This window comes from Massilia sp. Masssp93 (genome assembly GCF_059491295.1).
On record NZ_CP168502.1, the window covers coordinates 2,311,658 to 2,335,779 of the forward strand.

The window sequence follows — 24,122 nt, forward strand, 5'->3', positions numbered from 1 at the left end:
GTCAGGCTCCTTTTTGTGCCAGTTTCAGGGCGCGGGCGAGGTCGTCCAGCAGGTCGTCGGCGTCTTCCAGGCCGAGCGCGAGGCGGACCGCGCCTGCGCTGCCCGCAGTCGCCTGCGAGCGGGCGCCGCCGCCGTCGTGCGCGCGGCCGAATACCTTGAGCGCGTCGAGGAAGCGGGCGGCGGCCGCCGGGCCGCCCTGCAGCGTGAACGGGACCACGGCGCCGCAACCGCGCGGCAGCAGGCGCTGGGCGGTCGCGTGGTCGGGGTGGCTGTCCAGGTCCGGATACGCGACGCCGGCGACGGCAGGATGCGCGGCGAGCGCTTCGGCCACTTTGCGCGCGACAGCGACGTGGCGCTCCATGCGCACGCCCAGCGTTTCCAGGCCGTGCAGCATGGCGGCGGCATCGTGGGCGCCGAGCGTGGCGCCGAAAGCGCGCAGCCCGGCGTGGCGGGCGCGCAGCGCGAACGCGCCGACCGTCGACTCTTCGGCGAAGACGCGGCCGTCGCAGCCCGGGTCCGGCTCGCACAGGCCGGCGAAACGGCCGGTGCGCGCATGGGCCGCGGCCCAGTCGAACGTGCCGCCGTCGACGAGCAGCCCGCCCGCGGCAAACGGCTGCCCGGCGAGATAGCCGGCGCCATGGAACACGAGGTCCGCGCCGTGGTCGAACGGGGTCAGGAGCCACGGCGTGGCGAGCGTCGCATCCACCAGCAGCGGCAGGTCGTGTTCGTGCGCGATGGCGGCGACCTGCGGAATGTCGAGCACGTCGAGGGATGCATGGCCCAGCGCTGCGCCGACCAGCAACCGCGTGTCGGGCCGGATGGCGGCGCGCCAGGCGTCGGCATCGCGCGGGTCGACGAAGGTCGTGGCGACGCCGAAGCGTCCGAGGCCGTGCGCGAGCAGGGCTTGCGCGTCGCCGTGCAGATTGCGCGCGGCGACGACGTGGCGGCCGGCGCCGGCCAGCGTGGCCACGGCCAGGTGCAGGGCGGCCTGGCCGCTGGCCGTGGCGATGCCGGCCACGCCGCCTTCGAGGGCGGCGATGCGTTCTTCCAAGGTGGCGGCGGCCGGGGGCGAAGCCTGCGCGCCTGCGGCCGTGTGCAGCGCGAGGGTGGTGAAGCCGGGATATCGGGGTCCGCTCATGGCGTACTGTTCCTGAAGACGAAGACGGCGCATGCTAGCATTCGATAGCGCTAACCGTTTCATTTATTCATCATCATGGTGCGTTGTGCACGGTTGTAGGGCGGAAAGCTGGATTTTTTGGGGAGCTTAGGCTAGAGTCACCTTATGAGTTATACAACGCAGCACGCATCTCCAATCAAGGGGGTCCAAATGAAGGTATCGGAAATCCTGCAGGTCAAGGGCGACATCCTCTATACGGTATCGCCGGACACCGACCTCGCCAACGCCGCCGCCACGATGGCCGAGCGCGACATCGGTTCGCTCGTCGTGATGGAATACGGCGACCTGGTCGGCATGCTGACCTTCCGCGAGGTCATCAAGGCCTTGCATGCGCATGGCGGCTCGCTGGCGCCGGCGGGCACCGTGCGCAAGCACATGGACGACAGTCCGATCACCGTCACGCCGGACACCGAAGTCAACGAAGTGCGCCGCATCATGCTGGAAAAGCACGCGCGCTACCTGCCCGTCATGAACGCGCGCACGCTGCTGGGCGTGATCTCGTTCTACGACGTCGCCAAGGCCGTGCTGGAAGCGCAGAGCTTCGAGAACCGCATGCTCAAGGCGTATATCCGCGACTGGCCCGCGGAGCAGATGGCCGACGACTGACGGTTCGGCGCAGGCATGTCGTAGGGTGGGCACCCTGTGCCCACGATGGCGTCGCTACGCATGCGTTTGGTGGGCACGGGGTGCCCACCCTACTGCGTTGACCACGTCCTGATCACGCGGCGCGCGTCAGCGCGTCGTTGCCGAGCCATTCGATGAGCGCCTCCGGCGCCAGCGGCCGCGCGAACAGGTAGCCCTGCGCCAGCGGGCAGCCCAGCGTCTGCAGGATCTGCGCCTGGCGCTCGTCTTCCACGCCCTCGGCGATGATCGACAGGCCCAGGTTGCGCCCCAGTTCGATGACCATCTCGGCGATGCTGCTGCCGCGCGCCGCGTCCGTGATTTCGGTCACGAAGGCGCGGTCGATCTTCAGGCGGTCCACGCGCAGGCGCTGCAGATACGACAGCGACGAAAACCCGGTCCCGAAGTCGTCGATGGCGATCGATACGCCGGTGCGCTTGATCTCGGCGAGGCGTTCGATCAGCAGGTCGGGCTCTTCCATCGCCATCGATTCCGTGATCTCCAGCTCCACGCGTTCCGGCGGCGCGCCGGTGTCGGCCAGTGCCTGGCGCAACATGTCGATGAAATGCGGGTGGCGGAACTGCACCTGCGAGACGTTGATCGACATCGTGAAGTCCACGTGCCCGGCCGCGCGCACGCGCACGAGTTCCGCGCACGCCTCGCGCAGCACCCACGCGCCGATGTCGATGATCAGGCCCGAGTATTCGGCGATGGGGATGAAGCGGTCGGGCGGCACGAAGCGGCCGTCCTCGGTGCGCCAGCGCAGCAGGGCTTCGGCACCGAACGTGCGGCGCGCCGCGAGTTCGACCTGGGGCTGGTACGCGAGAAACAGTTCGCCGCGGGCGAAGCCGCCGCGCAGCGCGTGCATCAGGCGGACGCGTTCGCGGATCTCCACGCCCATGCCGCGCGAAAAATAGAAATGGCCGCCGCGCCGCTGGCTCTTCGCGCGCTTGAGGGCGATGTCGGCATCCTTGAGGGCGTCGGCCGCGCTGCCGTCGTGTTCGAGCAGGCGCACGAGACCGAGCGTGGCCGACACCTGCACGTCCTGGCCTTCGATCGAGAACGGGGCCGCGAACAGGTCCTGGACGGCGGCCGGTTCGATCAGGTCGGCCTGGCCCAGCAGGCAGAAGATGTCGCCGCCGATGCGCGCCAGCGCCAGGCCGGCGTCCAGGCGCAGGCGCAGGCGTTGCGCCACGGCCCCGAGCAGCGCGTCGCCGAACTGGTGGCCGAGGGCGTCGTTCGTTTCCGCGAACTGGTCGATGTCGACGAGGCACAGGGTCGCGTCGGCGCGGGTCTGCAGGCTGTCGTCGACGAGTTCGACGAGGCGCGTGCGGTTCGGCAGGCCGGTCAGCGCATCGTAGAACGCGGCGCGGTGCAGGTCGGTCATCAGCGCGACGTTGTCCAGGCCGACGGCGATGCTGCTCGTGAAGACGTCGATGAGGCCGCGGCGCAGGCCGTCCAGCGGCCATGCCAGCCGCACCCACGCGGCGAAGTCGCAATGCGCCTTGCCGCTGAAGTAGAGGGCGAGGTGGTCGTCCTCGTAGACGTTGCGGCGCCCGGCCAGCGCCAGCGCGATGGCGGCCGCCGGTCCTTGCGTCGAGGCGGGCAGCATGCCGTCGCGCGCCAGCGCCGCGCTGGCCCCGCAGCTGGCCAGCACCTGCCAGCCGGCGGCGGCGCCCGGCGGGCACGCGCACAGCAGGCCGTCGGCCGGCTGGCCGGCGAGGGCGGCCACCTCGCGCAGGATGCCCAGGGTCATCTCGCCGACCGAATGCATGGCCATCAGCTCGCTGTTCGCGCGCACGACTTCGGCCAGGCCGGTGCGGCTGTCTTCCAGCGCGTGGATCTGCTGGTAGGCGCGGATGGCGGCGGCCACGCTCGTGTAGAGCTTCGTGCGGGTGAGTTCGGACTTGGTGCGGTAATCGTTGATGTCGTAACCGCGGATGGCGTCCATTTCCGGCGCATAGCCGGGCTGCCCCGTGCGGAGGATGATGCGGACGTCGTGGCGGCCAAGGGTGTCGCGCACGTGACGCACCAGGTGCAGGCCGGCGTCGGCCTGTTCCATCACGACGTCGAGCAGGATCACGGCGATGTCGCGCTCGCGCTCCAGCATCGCCATGGCCTGGGCGGCGGAGTAGGCGTGCAGGAATTCCAGCGGCCGTCCGTGCATCTCGAGGGCGCCCAGCGCGAACGTCGTCGTCGAATGCACGTCGGCATCGTCGTCGACGATCAGCACGCGCCATGCCCCGCTGCCTTTGCCGGGCGCGACTGCCGGCGTCTCGTCAGCGAACACCAGGTCATCGTCCTGCGCGGCGCCGGCGGGCGTGTTCGGTGCGGGCATGTGCTGCGTCTCCAGGTTAAGCTCCGTGATTGCGAACCAGTATATATGCAATGCTAGCAACTCCGGCAGAAAAATTCCACAAAGAAACATTTTTCTTGATGCATATAGGGCGTTTCCCCGCCCGTCTGCCCATGCTGGTAAAATCTTTCATTCCATTCGCACAACCCAACGAGAATCCATGTCCGGCAACACATTTGGCAAGCTGTTTTCCGTAACCACTTTCGGCGAGTCGCACGGTCCCGCGATCGGCTGCGTGATCGATGGCTGCCCGCCGGGACTGGCGCTGTCCGAGGCCGACATCCAGCCGGAGCTGGACCGCCGCAAGCCGGGCACGTCGCGCCACGTGACCCAGCGCCAGGAAGCGGACCAGGTCAGGATCCTGTCCGGCGTCTACGAGGGCGTGACGACGGGCACGCCGATCGCGCTGCTGATCGAGAACACGGACCAGCGCAGCAAGGACTACGGCAACATCGCCGACACCTTCCGCCCCGGCCATGCCGATTACACCTACTGGCACAAATACGGCGTGCGCGACCCGCGCGGCGGCGGCCGCTCGTCGGCGCGCCTGACGGCACCCGTCGTCGGCGCCGGCGCGATCGCCAAGAAGTGGCTGCGCGAAAAATTCGGGACCGAGTTCGCGGGCTGCATGAGCCAGCTGGGCGACATCGCCGTGCCGTTCCAGGACTTCAAGCACGTGCACGACAACCCGTTCTTCGCCGCGACGGCCGACGCCGACCTGATCGCGCGCATGGAAACGGCGATGGACGAACTGCGCCGCGCCGGCGATTCGATCGGCGCCCGCATCGACGTGGTGGCGAAGAACGTGCCGGTCGGCCTCGGCCAGCCGATCTACGACAAGCTCGATGCCGACATCGCTTATGCCATGATGGGCATCAACGCGGTCAAGGGCGTGGAGATCGGCGCGGGCTTCCACTCGGTCGAGCAGAAGGGTTCCGAGCACGGCGACGAACTGACGCCCGAGGGCTTCGTGGGCAATAACGCGGGCGGCGTGCTGGGCGGGATTTCGACGGGCCAGGACATCACGGTGTCCATCGCCATCAAGCCGACGTCGTCGATCCGCACGCCGCGCCGGTCGATCGACAAGGCGGGCAATGCGGTGTCGGTCGAGACGTTCGGCCGCCACGACCCGTGCGTGGGCATCCGCGCGACGCCGATCGCGGAAGCGATGCTGGCGCTGGTGCTGATCGATCACGCGCTGATGCACCGCGCGCAGTGCGGCGACGTGCACGTGGACACGCCGCGGCTGCGCTGAGCAACGCAGCATTCGATACGTCGCCCCCGCGCAGGCGGGGGCCCAAGTTCCGCATGCCTGATGCGAGCGCGAAAAAATTGGATCCCTGCCTTCGCAGGGACGACGTTTACGCGCCGGCTCTTGAAAGCGCCGGCGCTTTGGTCACGCCCGGTTCGCCACCGCTTCCAGCGGCTGGCGCCGCTCGACGCTCTTCACGACGAGGCCGCGCAATTCGTTCAGCAGCGAGAATTCCGTCTGGCTCAGGTAGACGGACGGGAAGCGGTCATCCCAGTCGCCGTAGATGAAGCCGACCGGCTCGCCGCGGGTGCACAGCGGGATGATCACGAAGCAGCGTGCCTCGAGCAGCGTGCCTTTCCACCAGAGCGGCAGCTTGCTCGAGAATTTCGGGTCGCGCGCGTTCTCGATGAAGATCACGCGGTCGCTGCCGAGGGCGGCGAAGAACACGTTCGGTTCGTAGGTGTCGTCGAAGGCCAGCTTGGGCGCGAGCGTCTTGGCGTTGTCGCCCAGGCCGATCTTGGCCGTGTAGCGGCCGTCGCGGCGGTTGCGCAGGAAGCCGAAGGCGCGCGTGAACGACAGGCCGTGGTATGCCGTCTCGAGCGCCATCGACACCATCTGGCCCGGCGTTGCCTGGGCCGCGGCGTCGCGCATGTCGGCCACGCCGTCCAGAAGAATCTTGTTGCCGGCTTCGCGCATGCGCGTGACGGCGGCGGCGCGGGCGCGCTTCTCGGGCGGATTCGCGAGCGGCGCGATCGACAGGTCGGCGGCCGCTTCGACCTTGGCCTTTTCGATGGCGCCGACGATGTTGTCCGGCTCGATGCCGAGCAGCGGCGCGAAGCCGGCCGCAAGCAGCCGGACCTGTTCGGCACCCGCTTCGTCGCCATGCCACAGGCTGTTCGCGCACTGGGTCGACATGGTGCCAAGGGCGGCGAGCCAGTCGTCATGGCCGAAGTCGGCGCCGCGCTCGCCCGGTTCCACGCGGCGCATGCCGGCGATCAGGTTGCGCGGCAGGCCCCAGTGCTCGGCCGTCGCGCGCCCGATCTGTTCCAGCGGCAGGCCCAGTTGGGCGACGGCGGTCGCATCGATGTCGCCCCGGCCGGCGGCCTGCTGCATCAGCGTCCAGTGTTCGGGCAGGTAGAACGTGACCATCATCCGGCCCAGCGAGTGGAGGATCGAGCAGACGACCGCTTCTTCCGGATCGCGCGTGGCCGCTTCGCTGGCCACCTGGTGCGCCACCATGCCGGCCAGGACGGCTTTTTCCATCTCGATGTGGGCCTGCAGCGAATCCGGCGTGGACCTGGACAGTTCCTCGATCAGCTTCAGGCCGAGGGCGAGGTGGCCGATGGCCTCGGTGCCCAGCACGAGGATCGCCTTCGAGACGGTGTTGACGCGCTGGCCGAACGCCGAGTACATGCCGCTGTTCGCCAGGCGCAGCACCTTCTGGGTGAGCACGGGGTCGGACAGCACGGTCTGGGTCATGGAAAAGTCGCGCTCGTCCTCGCCGCGCATCGTGGCGAGGATGGCGTTGATGGCCTTGGTGAAGCCCGGCATGTCGCCGCGCCGGCGGATCCGCTCCCACAACAGGGCGAGGGTGGCGTCGGCTTTCGGCGATCGTTCGATGGTAGCAGTCTGGTTCATGTGAGGCCCGCCCGTAATTCGTCCGGCAGCAGTTCCGTGTACAGGTTTTCCTTGAGCGCGGCCATGGCCACGTGGGCCGGCATCGGTTTTCCGGTCAGGTAGCCTTGTATGTAGTCGCACCCGCGCGACTCGACGTAGGTAAGTTGTTCTTCGGTCTCGACGCCTTCGGCCACGACGGACAGGTCGAGGTGCTTGGCCAGGTCGAGCACGGCGTTGCAGATCGCCGCGTCCTTGGTCGAGGCGGGCAGGTCCTTGATGAAGGCGCGGTCGATCTTGAGCACCGAGATCGGGAAGCGCTTCAGGTACGCCAGGCTCGAATAGCCGGTGCCGAAGTCGTCGATCGCGATGCGCGCGCGGCGTTCCGCCATCTTGGTCAGGATCGCTTCCGCGTGGACCGGGTCGATCATCAGCGTGCCTTCCGTGATCTCGAGCACGAGCTTGTCGCCGGGCGCGCCGGAAAACGCGAGGGCGTCGTCCAGCACGTCGAGGAAACGGTCGTTGCGGAACTGGCGCGGGCTGATGTTGACCGAGATGTACAGGTCGCGCTTGGCCACTTCCTCGAACTGGCCCAGTTGCACGAGCGCTGCCTTGAGCGCCCAGGCACCCAGCAGGTTGATGAGGCCATTCGTCTCGGCGATCGGGATGAAGCGCACGGGCGGCACCATGCCGAGCGTCGGATGCTTCCAGCGCATCAGCGTCTCGAACCCTTCGATCCGGCGGGTGCGGCTGGACACGATCGGCTGGTAGTACAGCAGGAATTCGCCTTCGCGCACGGCCTGGAACATCGCGGCTTCGAGCGAGATGTCGTGCTGCGGCGGACCGCTTTCGCGTACGCTGTAGACGACCGTGCGGCCCTTGCCCGTTTCCTTGGCGCGGCCCATGGCGGCATCGGCGAGGGCGATCAGCCGGATCTCGTCCTCGGCGTGGTCGGGATAGATCGACACGCCCACGGACGCGCCCAGGTACACGGTATGCCCGTCGACCTCGAACGGCGCCTGCAGCGCGGCCAGCAGGCGGCCGCTGACCAGTTTGATCTGGTCGGGCGTGAACGTGCCCGGCAGGACCCCCACGAATTCGTCGCCGCCGACGCGGGCCAGCGTGTCGCTGTCGCGCAGCGTCTTGCGCAGGCGGCTCGCGGCCTGGCGCAGGACGGCGTCGCCGACCGGGTGGCCGAGGCCGTCGTTGACCTTCTTGAAGCCGTCCAGGCCGATCGTGGCGATGCAGAAGCCCTGGCCGGAGCGGCGCGCGTTGGCGATCACCATGCGGATGCGGTCGGACAGCAGCAGGCGGTTCGGGAGCTCCGTCAGTGCGTCGTGCGTGGCCATGTGGCGCAAGCGTTGTTCGGTGGCGCGCTGGGCCGACATGTCGCGGCCGACGGCCAGCAATTCACGGCTGCCCGGCAGCGCTGCGATGCGCAGCTCGAACCACGTGTCCTTGCCGGGGCAGCGCAGCCGCACTTCGACGAGCACCGGGTCGCCGGCCGTGCCGGCATCGACGAGGGCATTGCGCAGGGCGGCCTGGTCGGCGTCGAGGGCAAGCGTCGTCAGGACGGTGCCGGCCAGCGGCTGGGTGCCGAATGCGCGCTGGGCGCGCTGGCTCGCGTATTGGATCAGACCGGAAGGATCGAGGCGGAGCGCGACGTCGCCCACCGCTTCCATGTAGCCGTCCGGGCTCGCCGCCGGGGCCGCATGGCGCGGATCGTTCGGTACTGCGGGTGAACTGGCGCGCATTGTCGAAATATCTGCTTTCTAATCGTGGCAGCAAAGCCTGGGGTAATGCTGGAGTGTACCAAATCAACAAGGAATGTATCACCGAAAGATGCCGGCGAGCACTAAAAAGCACAATGCCCGCTATCTTTCCGCCCTTGCTTGATGCGCCGCAGTTCCCGGATCGGACGGGTCGCGCTTGCCCGGCACAGGGCTTTAGGCTAGCCTTGTTGCTTAACCGATAACCACGAGCTGCGGCACGAAGGTTTATTGTCGCCGATACAGTGCGAAGAGGAAACTTTTGCACCGATATTATGATGCTCAGTTGCAACAGCTGGGCGTGCGGGCCACCCGGAGGAGACGCCATGAACCGTTTCGACACCCACGAGGTTTTCAACCAGGCGCCGCCGTTCGGGGACGTCAACCTGTTCGCCTGCGACCCCGCGCTGCGTGAAGCGCTGGAGCACGAAGGGGCCGGCTGGGCGGGCGCCGACCTCGACCGGCTGGGGCAGGCGCTCGGCGCTGCCGGCGTGCTCGACCTGGGGCGGCTGGCCAACGAGTTCCCCCCGCGGCTCGTGAACTTCGACCGCGGCGGCAATCGCGTCGACGAGGTCGAGTTCCATCCGGCATGGCATGAGCTCATGCGCCTCCTGATCGAGAACGGCGCCCATTCGCTGCCGTGGGAAGCGGCGCGTCCCGGCGCCCAGGTCGCGCGCGCGGCGGCCTACCTGCTGTTCGGCCAGGTCGAGAACGGCTCGCAATGCCCGGTGACGATGACGTACGCGGCGGTGCCGGCGCTGCGCCAGCACGCGGGCATCGCGGCGCACTGGCTGCCGAAAATCCTGTCGCGCACGTACGATCCGCGCTCGCTGCCGATCGAACGGAAGCACGGCGCACTGATCGGCATGGGCATGACGGAAAAGCAGGGCGGCACGGACGTGCGCGCCAACACGACGCGGGCCACGCGCATGAGCCCGGACGTCGCCGCCACCCGCTTCGGGGCGGCGTGGCGCGACGCCTGGAGCCTCGTCGGCCACAAATGGTTCTTTTCGGCGCCGCAGTCGGACGCCCACCTCGTCCTGGCCCAGGCTACCGAGGGCGGCAGCGCAGGACTGTCCTGCTTCTTTGTCCCGCGTTACCTGCCGGACGGCACCCGCAACGCGATCCGCGTGCAGCGCCTCAAGAACAAACTGGGGAACAAGTCGAACGCGTCGTCCGAGGTCGAGTTCTGCGATGCCGTCGGCTGGATGATCGGCAAGGAAGGGCGCGGCATCCCGACGATCCTCGAAATGGGCAGCCACACGCGCCTGGACTGTGTGACGGGCACGGCCGGCATCATGCGTGCGGCCCTGTGCCATGCGCTGCACCACGCCCGCGCCCGCAGCGCGTTCGGGCGCCGGCTGGCCGAGCAGCCCCTGATGCAAAACGTGCTGGCCGACCTGGCGCTGGAATCGGAAGCGGCCACCGCGTTTGCGCTGCGCCTCGCGCGCTGCGTCGACGTGGGGCCGGACGGCGCCGTCGACCCGCGCGAAGCGGCGCTGGGCCGCATCCTGACACCGGCCGGCAAGTACTGGCTGTGCAAGCGCGGGCCGGCATTCGGCGCCGAGGCGATGGAAGTCATGGGCGGCAACGGCTACGTGGAGGACGGCCCGCTGGCGCGCCTGTATCGCGAATTTCCCGTCAACTCCATCTGGGAAGGTTCGGGCAACGTGATGTGCCTGGACGTGCTGCGCGCGTTCGCCAAGGGCCCGGAACCACGCGACGCCCTGGCCGCGGAGCTGGCGCTGGCTCGCGGCCGCGATCCCCGCTTCGACGCGTATTGCGCGCGCCTGCTGGATGGGCTGGGCACCCTGGCGGCCGATGAATTCGGCGCGCGCCGCCTCGCCGAGCAACTGGTCGTGGCCGTCCAGGCCGGGCTGTTGCTGCGCCGTGCGCCGTCTTTCGTCGCCGCTGCGTTCGTGGCGTCGCGCATCGCCGTCGACGTCGGCGGCGCGTTCGGCCGGCTGCCGGACGGCGCCGACTGCGCCGCGATCCTGGCGCGCGCCCTCGTCGAGTGAACGTCGCCATGAAACTTCGACAAAGGACGGGACAAACGGGCGCGTGGCTGGGATAATGCTCGCCATTTACCGAAAACCATGCCGGCGCCACAAGTGACGGCCTACGCACGACTCCCACTCATGAAACAAGATCCGCGCTTCCCGAACCTGTTCATCCTCAACCATCCCCTGATCCAGCACAAGCTGTCGCACATGCGCGACCGCGGCACGTCCACGCGCACGTTCCGCGAACTGCTCCGGGAGATCACGCTGCTGATGGGTTACGAGATCACGCGCGACCTGCCGCTGACGACGCGCGAGATCGACACGCCGCTGATGACGATCGATGCGCCCGTCATCGCGGGCAAGAAGCTGGCCATCGTGCCGATCCTGCGCGCCGGCATCGGCATGAGCGACGGCCTACTGGAGCTGGTGCCGTCGGCGCGCGTGGGCCACATCGGCGTATTCCGCGACCCGGATACGCACATGCCCGTGGAATACCTCGTGCGCTTGCCGGACACGGCCGAGCGCACATTCATCCTGTGCGATCCGATGGTCGCGACGGGCAACTCGGCCGTGCACGCGGTCGACGTGATGAAAAAGCGCGGCGTGACGGACGACCAGATCATCTTCCTCGCCCTCGTCGCGGCGCCGGAAGGCGTCGCGGTGTTCCACCAGGCGCATCCGGGCGTGAAGCTGTACGTCGCCTCGCTCGACAACAACCTGAACGACCACGCGTACATCGTGCCGGGCCTGGGCGACGCGGGCGACCGTATCTTCGGCACCAAATGAGTGCGAGTGCGGATGCGGAGTTCTTCGCGCGCCTGGCGGAGCTGAACGATAAATTTGCGGCGAGCCTGCCGCAGACGCTCGGGCGCCTGTCGGCTGCGCGCAACGAATTCGATTCGAGTCATCCGCCGTCGGCGCTGATCGAACAAATGCATGCGGTGCTGCATACGCTGGCCGGCTCATCCGCCACGTTCGGTTTCCGCATCCTCGGTCAGCAGGCGCGCATGCTGGAACAGCGTTTGCGCGTCCTGATGACGTTCGATGGCGTTGCGCCGCAGGAATGGGATGCATGGCTGGCCGAACTGGACGTGTTCGTTGCTTGGGGAATCGTCGACCCGAAAGCGGCCTATCCCGGCGACGACTCGGCCGTTTAGCGTTACGGCAAAGAAGCTGTCCCTGAATCGTTTGATTTAGGACAAACTTTATCTGCTTCCATGCCCTATATTTTGCGTACTGCCGAAGCAAACGGGATCGGTAAAAGGTTGATGATAGGAATTGTTACTGATCCCGGTTTTATTTTGCGAAAACCGTGTACGTGCGGGTTTATTCGGTATAATTAGGGATCGTTGGATTCGCGGTAGCAGTGCAGTTAGTCTGTCATTTGTTTCTTGCTTCTTCAAACGATCGTAAACGGACTTCTGTCCACTTCAACTGAAATAGGAAATTGTAATGGCAACTGGCATCGTAAAATGGTTCAATGACTCCAAAGGCTTCGGGTTCATCACCCCGGACGAAGGCGGCGAAGACCTGTTCGCGCACTTCTCGGCGATCCAATCGCAAGGCTTCAAGTCGCTGCAAGAGAACCAGCGCGTTTCTTTCGACGTGACCTCTGGTCCGAAAGGCAAACAAGCATCGAACATCCAGCCGCTGTAATCGGCTGAATGTCTGACAAAAAATCCTCGGGTCTCCGAGGATTTTTTTTTGCCCATCCGTTTCAGGGCATCGCGTTCATATCTCCCGCATCTTGCCCAGGCTGTTCCGCCAGTAATCCGGCTGCGAATAGGCGTGGCGCAGGAAATCGACGAATACGCGGATCCGCAGCGGCAGGTGACGGCGCTGTGCGAACACGGCATAGATATCGTTGCCCGGCGCCGCGAACTGCTCCAGCACCGGCACCAGCAGGCCGCTTTCGATTTCCGAACTGACTTCCCACATCGACCGCCAGGCCAGGCCGCGGCCGGCCATCGCCCAGTCGTGCAGGACGGCGCCGTCGTTGCACACCATGTTGCCGCCCACCTTTATCGTGACGATCTTGCCGTGGTCGCGGAACGTCCAGCCCCGCTGGCTGCCCTGGCTGCTGATCGCCAGGCAATTATGCTTGCCGAGATCGTCGAGCGTCTGCGGCGTGCCGTAGCGCTTCAGGTAGCCCGGGGTGGCGACGACGACGCGGTGGTTGTCGGCCAGTTTCACGCCGACCAGGTTCGAGTCCGTCAGGCTGGCGATGCGGATCGCGATGTCCACGCCTTCGCCGATGACGTCGACGACGCGGTCGGACAGGTTCAGGTTGACGCTCACCTCGCGATGTTCGGCGAGGAAGGAGGGCACGAGCGGCGCCACGTGCTGGCGCCCGAAGCCGGCCGGCGCGGAGACGACCAGGTGCCCCGTCGCCCGAGCGCTCCGTTCCGACACGGCCGCTTCCGCTTCTTCGAGCTCGGCAAGGATGCGCTGGCAATCCTCAAGGAACGCCGCGCCTTCGTCCGTCAGCGCCAGCTTGCGCGTGGTACGCTGTAGCAGCTTGACGCCCAGCCGCGCTTCCAGCGCATCCAGGCGGCGTCCGATCATGGCCGGCGCAATCCCTTCGGCCCGTGCCGCGGCCGACAGGCTGCCGCGGGCGATGACTTCGACGAACGTCGATATCTGACGAAAATGGTCCAACGGAAATCCCCGAGTCTGGTGTTGATCTGTGACAAAAACGCACAAATGAATATATTTTTTGTCTCGTTTAGGCGAGTAATAGTGAATATACTTGAAGCAATATCAAACGCCAAGGCGGCTTGTGCCAAGCCGGTGCGGTAAAGCCGAATTTCATACTAGAACAGGAGAAAGCAATGACCATCGCCACCCCAGCCGGAATGGAAATCCGGGCCGAGATCAAGCCCGGCTACGAACAGATCCTGACGCCGGAAGCGCTCGCGCTGGTAGCGAAACTGAGCCGCGAATTCGAGCCGCGCCGCCAGCAATTGCTGGCTGCCCGCGTCGAGCGCGCCAAACGCCTGGATGCCGGCGAGCGTCCGGACTTCCTGCCGGAAACCGCGCACATCCGCAACGGCGACTGGAAGATCGCCCCGATTCCCAAGGCGCTGGAGTGCCGCCGGGTGGAAATCACCGGTCCGGTCGAACGCAAGATGGTCATCAATGCGCTGAACTCGGGTGCGGACAGCTATATGACCGACTTCGAGGATTCGAACACCCCGAACTGGGACAACCAGCTCACCGGCCAGCTGAACATGCGCGACGCCGTGCGCAAGACGATTTCGCTGGAACAGAACGGCAAGCAATACAAGCTGAACGACAAGGTCGCCACGCTGGTCGTCCGTCCGCGCGGCTGGCACCTGGACGAGAAGCACGTGCTCGTCGACGGCAAGCGCATCTCGGGCGGCATCTTCGACTTCGCCCTGTTCATGGTCCACAACGCCAAGGAACAACTGGCCCGCGGCGCCGGTCCGTACTTCTACCTGCCGAAGATGGAATCGCACCTGGAAGCGCGCCTGTGGAACGATATCTTCGTCATGACGCAGAACGAACTGGGCCTGCCGCAAGGCACCATCAAGGCGACCGTGCTGATCGAGACGATCGTGGCCGCGTTCGAGATGGACGAGATCCTGTACGAACTGCGCGAACACAGTGCCGGCCTGAACGCGGGCCGCTGGGATTATATTTTCTCGTGCATCAAGAAGTTCAAGCTGGACAAGGACTTCTGCCTGGCCGACCGTCCGAAGGTCACGATGACGGCGCCGTTCATGCGTGCCTACGCGCTGCTGCTGCTGAAGACCTGCCACAAGCGTAACGCGCCGGCGATCGGCGGCATGTCGGCATTGATCCCGATCAAGAATGATCCGGAAAAGAACGAAGTCGCGATGGGCGGCGTGCGCAGCGACAAGGCACGCGACGCGACCGACGGCTACGACGGCGGCTGGGTCGCGCACCCTGGCCTCGTCGACCTGGCGATGACGGAATTCAAGAAGGTGCTGGGCGACCGTCCGAACCAGATCGACAAGCAGCGTCCGGACGTCGAGGTGACGGCCAAGGACCTGCTGGACTTCCGTCCGGAAACTCCGATCACCGAAGCGGGCCTGCGCTACAACATCAACGTCGGCATCCACTACCTGGGCGCCTGGCTCGCCGGCAACGGCTGCGTGCCAATCCACAACCTGATGGAAGACGCCGCCACGGCCGAAATCAGCCGTTCGCAGGTCTGGCAGTGGATCCGTTCGCCGAAGGGCGTGCTGGAAGACGGCCGCAAGGTCACTGCCGAGATGGTGCGTGCGATGATCCCGCAAGAGCTGGCCAACGCGAAAGCGGCCGCCCCGAACGGCGACAGCCCGACCTATGACCGCGCCGCCGAGATCTTCGAACAGATGTCGACGTCGGAAGACTTCGCCGAGTTCCTGACGCTGCCGCTGTACGAAGAAATCTGAGCGTGCCTTTGACGCAACCGCAGGTGACGGCGGTTGCGTCGTCAGCTGTTGCGTCGTCAACGTTTGCGCTGCGCCAGCGGCGCCCGGCCGACGAATTCCCGCAACACCGCTTCATCGATCCCGTTGCCCTGCAGGCGCCAGAGCAGGGCGTCGATCCGGTCCGCGCCCCAGAACAGCGCAGCATCGTCCCCGACCCGGAACGTCGGCACCCCGAACACACCCTCCTCCGCCGCCTGTGCCGTCGCATCCGCGAGCGCCTGCTTGATGGTCGGCGTCCGCGCCGCCGCCAGCAGGGCGGTGCCGTCCTGCCCGGCCTCGTCCGCCAGGCGCACGAGCGTCGCATCGTCCATGAGGTTCTCGCCCCGCTCCCAGGTCGCGCAGGTGAACGCGACCAGCAGCCTGCGCCGTGCCGCGTCCTCGTCCACCGCCGTGCACATCCGTAGCGCGGTCAGCGGATTGAACGGATGGCCGGGCGGCCCGGCGAAGGGCAGGCCGCGCCGGGCCGCTTCGCGCATCACGTCGCGGAACAGGTAGCGGCGCTTGGCCTCCACCTCGGCGGGGCCGATATTCGCGTGCGCGCTCAACAGGCCCGCGAACAGCACGGGGACCACGACGATGTGCGCACCTGCCGCCTCGATGCGGTCGAGATCGCGCAGGCCCAGCCATGCATACGGACTGACCGGATCGGCATAGCAGCGCACCGCGATCACGGCGCGCTCAGAACACGTTCTTCCACTCGCGCAGCGCGGCGAACACGGCCACCGGGTCCGTATCGGCACCGAGGCGGCCGGCCGCCGCCAGGCTGGCGATGATCGTGGATTCGCGCGTGCGCAGGAAGGGGTTGGTCGCCTTTTCGATCGCGATCGTCGACGGGATCGTCGGCAGGTGCGTGCCGCGCAGCTGGCTGTCGTTGGCGATGCGCATCTGCAGCGCCCGGTTGCCCGGTTCCAGCGCTTCGGCGAAGCGTAGGTTGGACAAGGTATATTCATGGGCGCAATAGATCAGCGTATCGTCGGGCAGGGCGGCCAGCTTGGCCAGCGACGCCGCCATCTGCGCGGGCGTGCCTTCGAACAGGCGGCCGCAGCCGCCGCCGAACAGCGTGTCGCCGCAGAACAGCCAGTGGGCGCCGCCGTCCTCGCGGACATAGGCGATGTGGCCGTTCGTGTGGCCGGGGACGTCCAGCACGGCGAGGTCGAGTGCGAGGCCGGGCACCCGGACGCGATCGCCTTCGCCCAGCGGATGATTGACCAGCGCGATGCCGTCGTTGCGGGGACCGAACACGGGCACGTTGCTGTGTTCGAGCAAGCGCATCACGCCGCCGATGTGGTCAGCATGGTGATGGGTGAGTAGAATGGCGGTCAGGGTGAGCCCATTTGCCCGCAGGGCCGCGAGGACCGGTTCGGCGTCGCCCGGATCGACCGCAGCCGCATGGACCCCGTCATGGATGAGCCACAGGTAATTATCCTTGAACGCTGGCACGGTCAGTACGGCAAGTTCAGTGGGCGAGGGAGTCATAGGGGTATGAATAAAGGTTGGGCATGGACAGCGCGGCATCCGAAAAATCCATTATAGCGCTCGACCGCTGGCTGCAATCGCCGGCGGGCGCGTACGTGCGCGCGTGGGAGCAGGCGTGCCTGGACGAGTTGACGGTCGATATTTTCGGCTTCAACGCGATCCAGATCGGCGTGCCCCAGATCGACGCGCTGGCCGCCAACCGCATGCCCAATAAATGGCAGGCGGCGACGCGCACCTCGACGGCCGACGAACTGGCCTATGCGACGAAGGGCAAGCAGATCGCGGTGGCGCTCGACTTCGCCGACCTGCCGTTCGCGTCGCAGAGCCTGGACCTCGTCGTGCTGCCGCACGTGCTCGAGTTCGCGGCCGAGCCGCACCAGGTGCTGCGCGAGGTCGAGCGGGTGCTGATCCCGGAGGGCCAGGTGATCATCTGCGGCTTCAATCCGGCCAGCCTGTGGGGCGTGCGCCAGGGGATGGGGCGCATCACGAGCAGCGACTACCTGCCGGCCGCGGGCGAGTTCATTTCTATGCCGCGCCTGAAAGACTGGTTAAAATTGTTGAATCTCGGCGTCACGCGCAGCCATTTCGGCTGTTACGCGCCGCCGTTCCGGACCGCGCAGTGGCTCAACCGGTTCGCCTTCGTCGAAGGGGCGGGGCGGCGCTGGTGGCCGTATCTCGGCGCCGTGTACATGGTGCACGCGATCAAGCGCGTGAAGGGCATGCACATCATCGGTCCGGCCTGGAACAAGAAGCCGAGCAAGGCGCCGCAGGCGGTGCCGGCGACCAACCGCAACGAACATCACAAGTAACACGTACAAGGAAGAAAGCGCAGCATGACCAAAGTTCAGATTTTTACCGACGGCGCCTGCAAGGGGAATCCGGGCACCGGCGGCTGGGGCGCGCTGCTCGTGGCCGATGGCGGCCACGAAAAGGAGATCTTCGGCGGCGAGCCGAACACGACCAACAACCGGATGGAATTGCGGGCCGTGATCGAGGCGCTGACCACGCTCAACCGGCCGTGCGAGGTCGTGCTGCATACGGACAGCCAGTACGTGCAGAAGGGCATCTCGGAATGGATCCACGGCTGGAAGGCGCGCGGCTGGAAGACGGCGGCGAAGGAGCCGGTCAAGAACGACGACCTGTGGAAGGCCCTCGACGCCGCCCAGCAGCAGCACGCCGTCGAATGGCGCTGGGTGCGCGGGCACAACGGCCACCCCGGCAACGAGCGCGCGGACGTGCTGGCGAATATGGGCGCGGCTTCGGTAAAGCGCTGATTTTGCTATACTAATTGGTTCTTCTTAACGCTTTTTGAGTCTTCACGCGCATGCGCCAAATCGTCCTCGATACCGAAACCACAGGCCTGAATCCGCGCACCGGCGACCGCATCATCGAAGTCGGTTGCGTCGAAATCTTCAACCGCAAGCTGACCGGCAATAACTTCCACCGTTATATCAATCCCGAGCGCGACTCGGACGAAGCGGCGCTGGCGGTCCACGGCCTGACGACCGAATTCCTCAGCGATAAGCCCAAATTCCACGAGATCGCCCACGAGCTGCGCGAATTCGTGCAGGGCGCCGAGATCATCATCCATAACGCGCCGTTCGACCTCGCGTTCCTGAACCACGAATTCGAACGCATGGGCCTGCCGCCATTCGTCGAACATTGTTCCAGCGTGATCGACACCCTCGTGCACGCCAAGGAACTGCACCCCGGCAAGCGCAACTCGCTGGATGCGCTGTGCGACCGCTACGGCATCTCGAACGCGCACCGCAAGCTGCACGGCGCGTTGCTGGACTCGGAGCTGCTGGCCGACGTCTACCTGGCGATGACGCGCGGCCAGAACACCTTGTCGATGGACGTCGAGGTCGAAGCGGGCAGCGGCGGCCTCGTGCTGGAAGCCGGTCCGCTGGGCGACATCCTCGTGGTCCCGGCCAGCGCCGAGGACCTCGCCGAACACGACAACATCCTCGCCGCGCTCGACAAAGGCGTGAAAGGCGAATGTGTTTGGAGAAAATATTCTCCGCAGGGGTGACAAAACGCAAAACGCCCCCTATAATGCTCGTCATTGCAGCGATGCAATCGCAGCAAAGCAGTAGAAAGTAGGGCGGTTAGCTCAGGGGTAGAGCACAGCATTCACACTGCTGGGGTCGCAAGTTCGAAACTTGCACCGCCCACCAGGATTCGGGTCCCGATTCAACGAGTCGGGACAAGACAGAAGGCCAGCGATCAGCTGGCCTTTTTGTTTTCTCCCGGCGGTATCCCCGTTCCGCCAACAGACGCCGCAAATGCGCGTCCATGGCGTGCACCGTGGCGTTGCGGGTGCCGTCGCAGGCACCAGGATGTGAGCGATACCACTGCTTGGGTTACAATCGACGCTCACGTTCGCAGGCGCATCCGGCCCGCGGACACTCGCATCCGACGCGTTCCGGGGCAGATCGGGCAACGTGATCTTCGGAGATGTCGACAACCTATGGAGCATCCATGCATACCCGCTTGACCCGCTTGCTGATGACGGCACTGGGCGGACTGTCCGTGATGATGGCAGCGCGCGCGGCCGAGCCGGCGCGTGCCGTCCAGACCGTGCAACTCGAGGGCGACGCCGGCGGCAGGCGGTTCGAAGGATTCGGCGTCGTCGACGGCGGCGGCGGCACGTCCGTGCTGCTGAAGGACTACCCGGAACCGCAACGCAGCCAGATCCTCGACCTGATCTACAAGCCGGACTTCGGCGCCTCGGTGAGCGCGCTGTACGTGGAAATTCCCGGCGACGGCAACTCGACCCAGGGCTCGATGCCCAGCCACATGCACACGCGCGGCGACTTGAACTACGACCGCGGCTACACCTGGTGGGTGATGACGGAGGCGCACAAGCGCAACCCGCTGCTGGCGCTGGACGGCACCATCTGGAGCGCGCCGGGCTGGATCGGCGACAGCGGCGGCCTGTTCGGCGGCGGCAGTGGCGATGCGCGCTTCTTCTCGCAGGATACGGCGGATTATTATGTGACGTGGCTGCGCGGCCTGCGCGATGTCTATGGGCTCCAGATGGACGCGCTCGGCGTGCGCAACGAGAAGGGTGTCAGCTACGGTCTGGTCAAGGCGATGCGCAAGACGCTGGACGGCAACGGATTCGGCAAGGTCAGGCTGCACGCATTCGACAACTGGCCCGACGAATGGAAGTTCGACTTCGTCAAGGACCTCGACGCCGATCCCGAACTGGCCGCGGCGATCGGCGCGATCGGCGCGCACGTCAACACGGACACCTCGACCGTCCCCGCCGGCGTGCGCGCCACGGCGGCGCGGCTGGGCAAGCCGCTCTGGAACACGGAGGCGCATGTCTACAAGGCCGGCTACGAAGGCCTGATCGGGAACGTCGAATCGTTCAACGAGAACTATATCCGCAGCGGCATGACGCGCTTCGTCAACTGGTACGGCATCGCGGGCCTGTACACGATGGAGCCTTATTCCGGCGAAAAGGAAGCGGCGCTGCGCGCCAACTGGCCGTGGAGCGGCCATTACGAACCGAACCCCAGCCTGTGGGGCTATGCCCACTATGGCCAGTTCACGCGCGTCGGCTGGACCTACCTGAATGGTGCCAGCGGCGACCTGGCCGGGGGCGGCACGTATGTCACGCTGAAATCGCCCGGCAAGGATTACAGCGTGATCGTCGAGACCCGCAAGGCCACGGCGCCGCAGCAGGTGCGCTTCGTGGTCGGACGCGGCCTGGCGCACACGAGCCTCGCCGTTTGGCGCAGCAATACGCACGACTATTTCGCGCGCCAGGCGGATCTCGTGCCCGTCGGCGGGGCGGTCGCGCTGACGCTCGAACCGAACGCCGTGTATTCGCTCACGACGACGCGCGGCCAGCGCAAGGGCGGCTTCGCCGACGTGCCGCCGCTGCGGCCATTCCCGTTCCCCTACCGCGAGACGTTCGACGGGTATGGGCACCCGCGGCGGTGGGGCTACCTGCCGCGCTATTTCGCGGACATCGCCGGCGCGTTCGAACTGGCCGCTTGTCCGGCACGGCCCGGGACATGCCTGCATCAGGCCGTGCCCGTGCCGACACTTTCCTGGGCGCCGGAATGGAAGCCCTATACGATCATCGGCGACGATGCGTGGACCGATTACGAGGCCGGCGCGGACGTGCATGTCGGTCCCGGCGAATCCGCGGCCGTGATGGGCCGGGTGAACCACGTGGGCACCGGCTTCGGCACCATCCCCAAGGGTTACTACCTGCAGCTGGAGGCGGGAGGCCGCGTGAGCCTCGTCGTCGTGCGCGGCAAGGCCGACAAGAAGGCGCTCGTCGGCGACGGCGAGCAGCAGGCCCTGATCAAGGCGCAGGACGAGGCCGGCGAGGGCGGCGAGAAGGTGCTGGCCACCGGTGCGGCCGCCGGCGGCGACGGCTGGCACACGCTCAAGTTGCGCTTCGAAGGTTCGACCATCCGCGGCTTCGTCGACGGCACACTGGTCGTGCAGGCCGACGACGCGCTTTACGGGCACGGGATGGCCGGCCTGATGGCGGGGCCGACGAACCGGGGCTTCAGCATGCCGTATTTCGACAACGTCGTCGTCAACCGCATCGATGGCCCGCTGCCGGCCGCCACCGAGGCGCTGCCCGGACAGGCGCCGCTCTATCCGGGCAAGGACTGAGCGGCGCCGGCCATCGCACGCGGCGTCCGGTCAACCTGCGGCCGGCGCGACCGACGCGCCCTCGACGCCGTGGCGGGCGAGGGCGTCGGCCACGAATCCGCCCGCCTTCATCCGTTCGACGAACTGCGCGAGGAACGCGGCCGCCTGCTCGCCGCGGGTTTTCGGCGTGCCCATCGCCTGCTGGATGACCATGAAGCGGCGCTCCAGCAGCCGCAGGCCGCTGGAGCGCCGTGCATCCGCTTCCAGTTGCTGTTTGACGCCGGCCGCCACGTCCGCGCCCGATGCCAGGAAGGTGTCGACGACGGTGGGCGAGGTCGGCGCGCGCACGATCTGCGCGTGCTGCAGCGTGCGCGTCAGGTACAGGTCGTAGGCGCTGCCCTTGCCGACGACGACGCGGTTGCCCGCCCGGTCGACTTCTTCGTTGGCGCGGATGGGCGACGCGTCCTTCACGAGATAGCAGCCTTCGATCAGCACATACGCCGCGCTGAACGCGATGTTCGCGCCGCGTACCGGGTCGATGGCGAAGAAGCCGACGTCCGCGGCCCCGGATGCGACGACGTCCACCGATTTGCCGGCCGCGTCGACGACGACGAGTTCCAGGTCAACGCCCAGCAGGCGCGCGAATTCGGCGGCCAGGTCGACCGACACGCCGCGCGCGCCGCCGTCCGCGCCCTGGTGCGCGAGGATGGGATTGCCCAGATTGATGGCAGCGCGCAGCGTGCCGGTCGGGGTGAAGGCGGAGCGGATGGAGGGCGAAGGTGTCATGGTCGGTGTCGGATGGGGGCTCAGGGTTGCAGGATGTGTTCGATTTTCGCCAGTGAGCGCAGCGTGTGTTCCAGGTGCTCGCGCATGAAGGCGGAGGCTTCCTCGTTGCGGTCGCGTTCGAGCAGGTCGAGGATGTGCAGGTGCTGGCGGCAGTGTTCGGGGTAGCGGTCGCGCTTCGTCATCGAGCGGTAGGACAGCAGGCGCCGCACGCGGTTGGCGCGCTTGATCGTATCGATGAAGAAGGGGTTGCCGGACGCTTCGACGAGGCTTTCGTGGAAGCGCACGCCGCGGTCGTGCAGCTCGTCCGCGGTTGCCGTCTCGATGCCGCCGTCCAGCAGCCGCAGCTCCGTCTCGCGGCACTGCTGGAGGATCTTGCGGTCCAGCCTGTAGCCCGGCTCGAGCAGGGCGGCCGGCTCCAGCGCCAGCCGCAGGCGGTACGACTGCAGCAGGCTGTCGGGCGTCGTCAGCATCGTCGAGAAGGTCCAGCCGTAGCCGGGCTTGCGCTCGGCCCAGCCTTCCTTGGCGATCCGCCCCAGCACGGCGTTCAGCTGCGCGGCCGTCAGGCCGTAGCGGGTCTTGATCAGCTGCTCGGAAAACGCTTGCGGCAGCTCGTTCTTCAACAGGTCGTCGGCGATCCTGAAATACACGCTCGTGACGACGTCCGGCTCGTCCAGGCCCAGGCGCTCGACGATGTTCGCGACCGGCTCGTCGAGCGACGTGGCGACGAAATAGCCGCGGTTGCGTTCGCGCGTGACGATGCCCCTGTCGTGCAGCAGGGCGAGCGCGCTGTTGACCGGCTGGCGCGACACGCGCAGCCGGTCCGCCAGCATCTGGGCCGGCAGGTGGCTGCCTGCCTCCCAGGCTTCGGTCTTGATCAGTTCGATGATCTGTTTCGGGATCGTTGTTTCGGCGTTCATGGTATTCGTGGATGACGGCCCGCGGGCCTCTTCCGAATATTATGACGTACGCTGCCCGGCGATGGACTTTTGCAGGATGTACGGAATCACGCCGCCCTGGCGTAGCAGGTCGACTTCGAGCCGCGTCTCGACGGCGGCCGTGGCGGCGTACGATTCGACGCCGCCGTCCGCGCGCAGCACGCGTACCGTGATCGTCGCGCGCGGCCCGATCGCATCCGCCGGGGCATCGATCCCGATCCGGTCGCCCGGCACGATGCGCAGGCGGTCCGGCGCGCATTCGGGCGGTACGCGCAGCGGGAGGATGCCCATGCCGATCAGGTTCGACCGGTGGATGCGTTCGAAGCTTTGCGCCAGCACGGCGCGGATGCCCAGCAGGCGCTGGCCTTTCGCGGCCCAGTCGCGCGACGAGCCCGTGCCGTAGCGTTCACCGGCCAACAGCACGACCGCGGCGCCCTCGTCGCGGTAGCGCCCGGCGACGTCGAAGATCGGCGCCACCGTGCCGCTCGGGACGTGCAGCGTCTGCCCGACGGGCGACTCCGGCCACAACAGGTTGCGCAGCGACTTGCTGTAGAACGCGGCGCGCACCATGACTTCCCAATTGCCGCGGCGCGAGGCGAACACGTTCAGGTCGTCGCGCTCGTCGCCGACGACGCAGCTGGGCGGCATCGTCGCTGCCACCGGCCTCGGTGCATCCACCGTGCGCGTCAGGAATGCGCTGGCGGGCGTCGTCTACGACCTCGGCTTCATGAAGCTGCATGCGGGCTACGGCGACACGAAGCTGGCCGCGGCCGGCGCGACGGACATCCGCAACACGCTGCTGGGCGTGACCGTGCCGGTGCCGACGGGCACCGTGATCGCGTCGTGGAACCGCAGCGACCTGCGCGACCTGGCGTACGGCGTCGCCCAGCAGGCCGGCATCGGCTACAGCTACCCGCTCAGCAAGCGCACGACGCTCTATTCGTCCGCGAGCTGGACGCGCAACGAGAGCCAGGTCGCGCTGAACGCCTACGCCAAGGGCGCGAGCCAGCACGAGGCGCGCCTGGGTATCGTCCACACCTTCTGAACGGC

Annotated in this window: 21 protein-coding genes, 1 tRNA gene and 1 pseudogene; 13 read left to right on the plus strand and 10 right to left on the minus strand. The window is 66.9% G+C overall.

From position 1 onward, the window contains the following. Position 1: 1 nt before the first annotated feature. Positions 2–1,138: a PLP-dependent transferase gene (locus tag ACEN9Q_RS09670; protein ID WP_495628221.1), complete on the minus strand. Its 1,137-nt coding sequence runs from the start codon at positions 1,136–1,138 to the stop codon at positions 2–4. Between the two features lie 189 nt (positions 1,139–1,327). On the opposite strand from ACEN9Q_RS09670, the gene ACEN9Q_RS09675 reads away from it, so the two are divergent. Then, on the plus strand, positions 1,328–1,783 hold the full coding sequence (locus ACEN9Q_RS09675) for a CBS domain-containing protein (RefSeq protein ID WP_495628222.1): 456 nt from the start codon (positions 1,328–1,330) through the stop codon (positions 1,781–1,783). Positions 1,784–1,895: 112 nt separating this feature from the next. On the opposite strand, the gene ACEN9Q_RS09680 is transcribed toward ACEN9Q_RS09675, so the two are convergent. Continuing rightward, positions 1,896–4,136 carry a GGDEF/EAL domain-containing response regulator gene (locus ACEN9Q_RS09680; protein WP_495628223.1) on the minus strand — a complete coding sequence of 747 codons (2,241 nt, stop codon included), beginning with the start codon at positions 4,134–4,136 and terminating at the stop codon, positions 1,896–1,898. 178 nt (positions 4,137–4,314) lie between these two features. Here ACEN9Q_RS09680 and aroC point away from each other — a divergent pair, with 178 nt between their 5' ends. Next, the gene (aroC, locus tag ACEN9Q_RS09685) at positions 4,315–5,409 is read left to right on the plus strand and encodes a chorismate synthase (protein WP_056449412.1); all 1,095 of its coding nucleotides are present in this window, start codon (positions 4,315–4,317) and stop codon (positions 5,407–5,409) included. A gap of 141 nt (positions 5,410–5,550) precedes the next feature. Here the strand turns inward: aroC and ACEN9Q_RS09690 are convergent, their stop codons facing one another. Beyond that, the gene (locus ACEN9Q_RS09690) at positions 5,551–7,044 is read right to left on the minus strand and encodes an HDOD domain-containing protein (protein ID WP_495628224.1); all 1,494 of its coding nucleotides are present in this window, start codon (positions 7,042–7,044) and stop codon (positions 5,551–5,553) included. Further along, positions 7,041–8,774, minus strand: coding sequence for a putative bifunctional diguanylate cyclase/phosphodiesterase (locus tag ACEN9Q_RS09695; protein ID WP_495628225.1), 1,734 nt, complete (start codon positions 8,772–8,774; stop codon positions 7,041–7,043). Before ACEN9Q_RS09695 ends, ACEN9Q_RS09690 begins: the two co-directional genes overlap by 4 nt. A gap of 341 nt (positions 8,775–9,115) precedes the next feature. On the opposite strand from ACEN9Q_RS09695, the gene ACEN9Q_RS09700 reads away from it, so the two are divergent. From ACEN9Q_RS09700 to ACEN9Q_RS09715, 4 genes are all read left to right on the plus strand, one after another. Then, positions 9,116–10,807: an isovaleryl-CoA dehydrogenase gene (locus ACEN9Q_RS09700; protein WP_495628226.1), complete on the plus strand. Its 1,692-nt coding sequence runs from the start codon at positions 9,116–9,118 to the stop codon at positions 10,805–10,807. A 120-nt stretch (positions 10,808–10,927) separates the two neighbouring features. Then, positions 10,928–11,578: a uracil phosphoribosyltransferase gene (upp, locus tag ACEN9Q_RS09705; RefSeq protein WP_495628227.1), complete on the plus strand. Its 651-nt coding sequence runs from the start codon at positions 10,928–10,930 to the stop codon at positions 11,576–11,578. Further along, on the plus strand, positions 11,575–11,949 hold the full coding sequence (locus tag ACEN9Q_RS09710) for an Hpt domain-containing protein (RefSeq protein ID WP_495628228.1): 375 nt from the start codon (positions 11,575–11,577) through the stop codon (positions 11,947–11,949). Before upp ends, ACEN9Q_RS09710 begins: the two co-directional genes overlap by 4 nt. Before the next feature lie 295 nt (positions 11,950–12,244). After that, entirely contained in the window at positions 12,245–12,448 is a 204-nt protein-coding gene (locus tag ACEN9Q_RS09715; protein WP_036166698.1) for a cold-shock protein, read from the plus strand. 75 nt (positions 12,449–12,523) lie between these two features. Here the strand turns inward: ACEN9Q_RS09715 and ACEN9Q_RS09720 are convergent, their stop codons facing one another. Next, a complete protein-coding gene (locus tag ACEN9Q_RS09720; RefSeq protein WP_495628229.1) occupies positions 12,524–13,450 on the minus strand; it encodes a LysR family transcriptional regulator in 927 nt (308 codons plus the stop codon). A gap of 173 nt (positions 13,451–13,623) precedes the next feature. Here ACEN9Q_RS09720 and aceB point away from each other — a divergent pair, with 173 nt between their 5' ends. Continuing rightward, on the plus strand, positions 13,624–15,213 hold the full coding sequence (gene aceB / locus ACEN9Q_RS09725) for a malate synthase A (protein ID WP_495628230.1): 1,590 nt from the start codon (positions 13,624–13,626) through the stop codon (positions 15,211–15,213). Between the two features lie 56 nt (positions 15,214–15,269). Here the strand turns inward: aceB and ACEN9Q_RS09730 are convergent, their stop codons facing one another. Beyond that, complete coding sequence (locus ACEN9Q_RS09730; RefSeq protein ID WP_495628231.1) at positions 15,270–15,914, minus strand: 2-hydroxychromene-2-carboxylate isomerase; 645 nt, start codon at positions 15,912–15,914, stop codon at positions 15,270–15,272. Between the two features lie 16 nt (positions 15,915–15,930). Next, complete coding sequence (gene gloB, locus ACEN9Q_RS09735; RefSeq protein ID WP_495628232.1) at positions 15,931–16,728, minus strand: hydroxyacylglutathione hydrolase; 798 nt, start codon at positions 16,726–16,728, stop codon at positions 15,931–15,933. A gap of 23 nt (positions 16,729–16,751) precedes the next feature. On the opposite strand from gloB, the gene ACEN9Q_RS09740 reads away from it, so the two are divergent. From ACEN9Q_RS09740 to ACEN9Q_RS09760, 5 genes are all read left to right on the plus strand, one after another. Continuing rightward, on the plus strand, positions 16,752–17,537 hold the full coding sequence (locus ACEN9Q_RS09740; protein WP_056449359.1) for a class I SAM-dependent methyltransferase: 786 nt from the start codon (positions 16,752–16,754) through the stop codon (positions 17,535–17,537). A 24-nt stretch (positions 17,538–17,561) separates the two neighbouring features. Continuing rightward, on the plus strand, positions 17,562–18,002 hold the full coding sequence (gene rnhA / locus ACEN9Q_RS09745) for a ribonuclease HI (RefSeq protein WP_495628233.1): 441 nt from the start codon (positions 17,562–17,564) through the stop codon (positions 18,000–18,002). Between the two features lie 50 nt (positions 18,003–18,052). Continuing rightward, positions 18,053–18,760, plus strand: coding sequence for a DNA polymerase III subunit epsilon (gene dnaQ, locus ACEN9Q_RS09750; RefSeq protein WP_056449350.1), 708 nt, complete (start codon positions 18,053–18,055; stop codon positions 18,758–18,760). Positions 18,761–18,830: 70 nt separating this feature from the next. Next, positions 18,831–18,905: transfer RNA gene (locus ACEN9Q_RS09755), tRNA-Val, on the plus strand. Positions 18,906–19,209: 304 nt separating this feature from the next. After that, positions 19,210–21,372, plus strand: a complete 2,163-nt coding sequence (locus ACEN9Q_RS09760) for a galactocerebrosidase (protein ID WP_495628234.1) — start codon at positions 19,210–19,212, stop codon at positions 21,370–21,372. Positions 21,373–21,402: 30 nt separating this feature from the next. On the opposite strand, the gene ACEN9Q_RS09765 is transcribed toward ACEN9Q_RS09760, so the two are convergent. The 3 genes and pseudogenes from ACEN9Q_RS09765 to ACEN9Q_RS09775 all read right to left on the minus strand — a co-directional run. After that, positions 21,403–22,137, minus strand: a complete 735-nt coding sequence (locus ACEN9Q_RS09765) for an ABC transporter substrate-binding protein (protein WP_495628235.1) — start codon at positions 22,135–22,137, stop codon at positions 21,403–21,405. Positions 22,138–22,157: 20 nt separating this feature from the next. Further along, complete coding sequence (locus tag ACEN9Q_RS09770; RefSeq protein ID WP_495628236.1) at positions 22,158–23,054, minus strand: GntR family transcriptional regulator; 897 nt, start codon at positions 23,052–23,054, stop codon at positions 22,158–22,160. 39 nt (positions 23,055–23,093) lie between these two features. Continuing rightward, positions 23,094–23,753: pseudogene (locus ACEN9Q_RS09775) on the minus strand (aconitate hydratase AcnA); the annotation flags it as partial. Here ACEN9Q_RS09775 and ACEN9Q_RS09780 point away from each other — a divergent pair. Further along, positions 23,641–24,117, plus strand: coding sequence for a porin (locus ACEN9Q_RS09780; protein ID WP_495628237.1), 477 nt, complete (start codon positions 23,641–23,643; stop codon positions 24,115–24,117). The pseudogene ACEN9Q_RS09775 and the gene ACEN9Q_RS09780 overlap by 113 nt on opposite strands. The last annotated feature ends 5 nt before the right edge of the window (positions 24,118–24,122 follow it).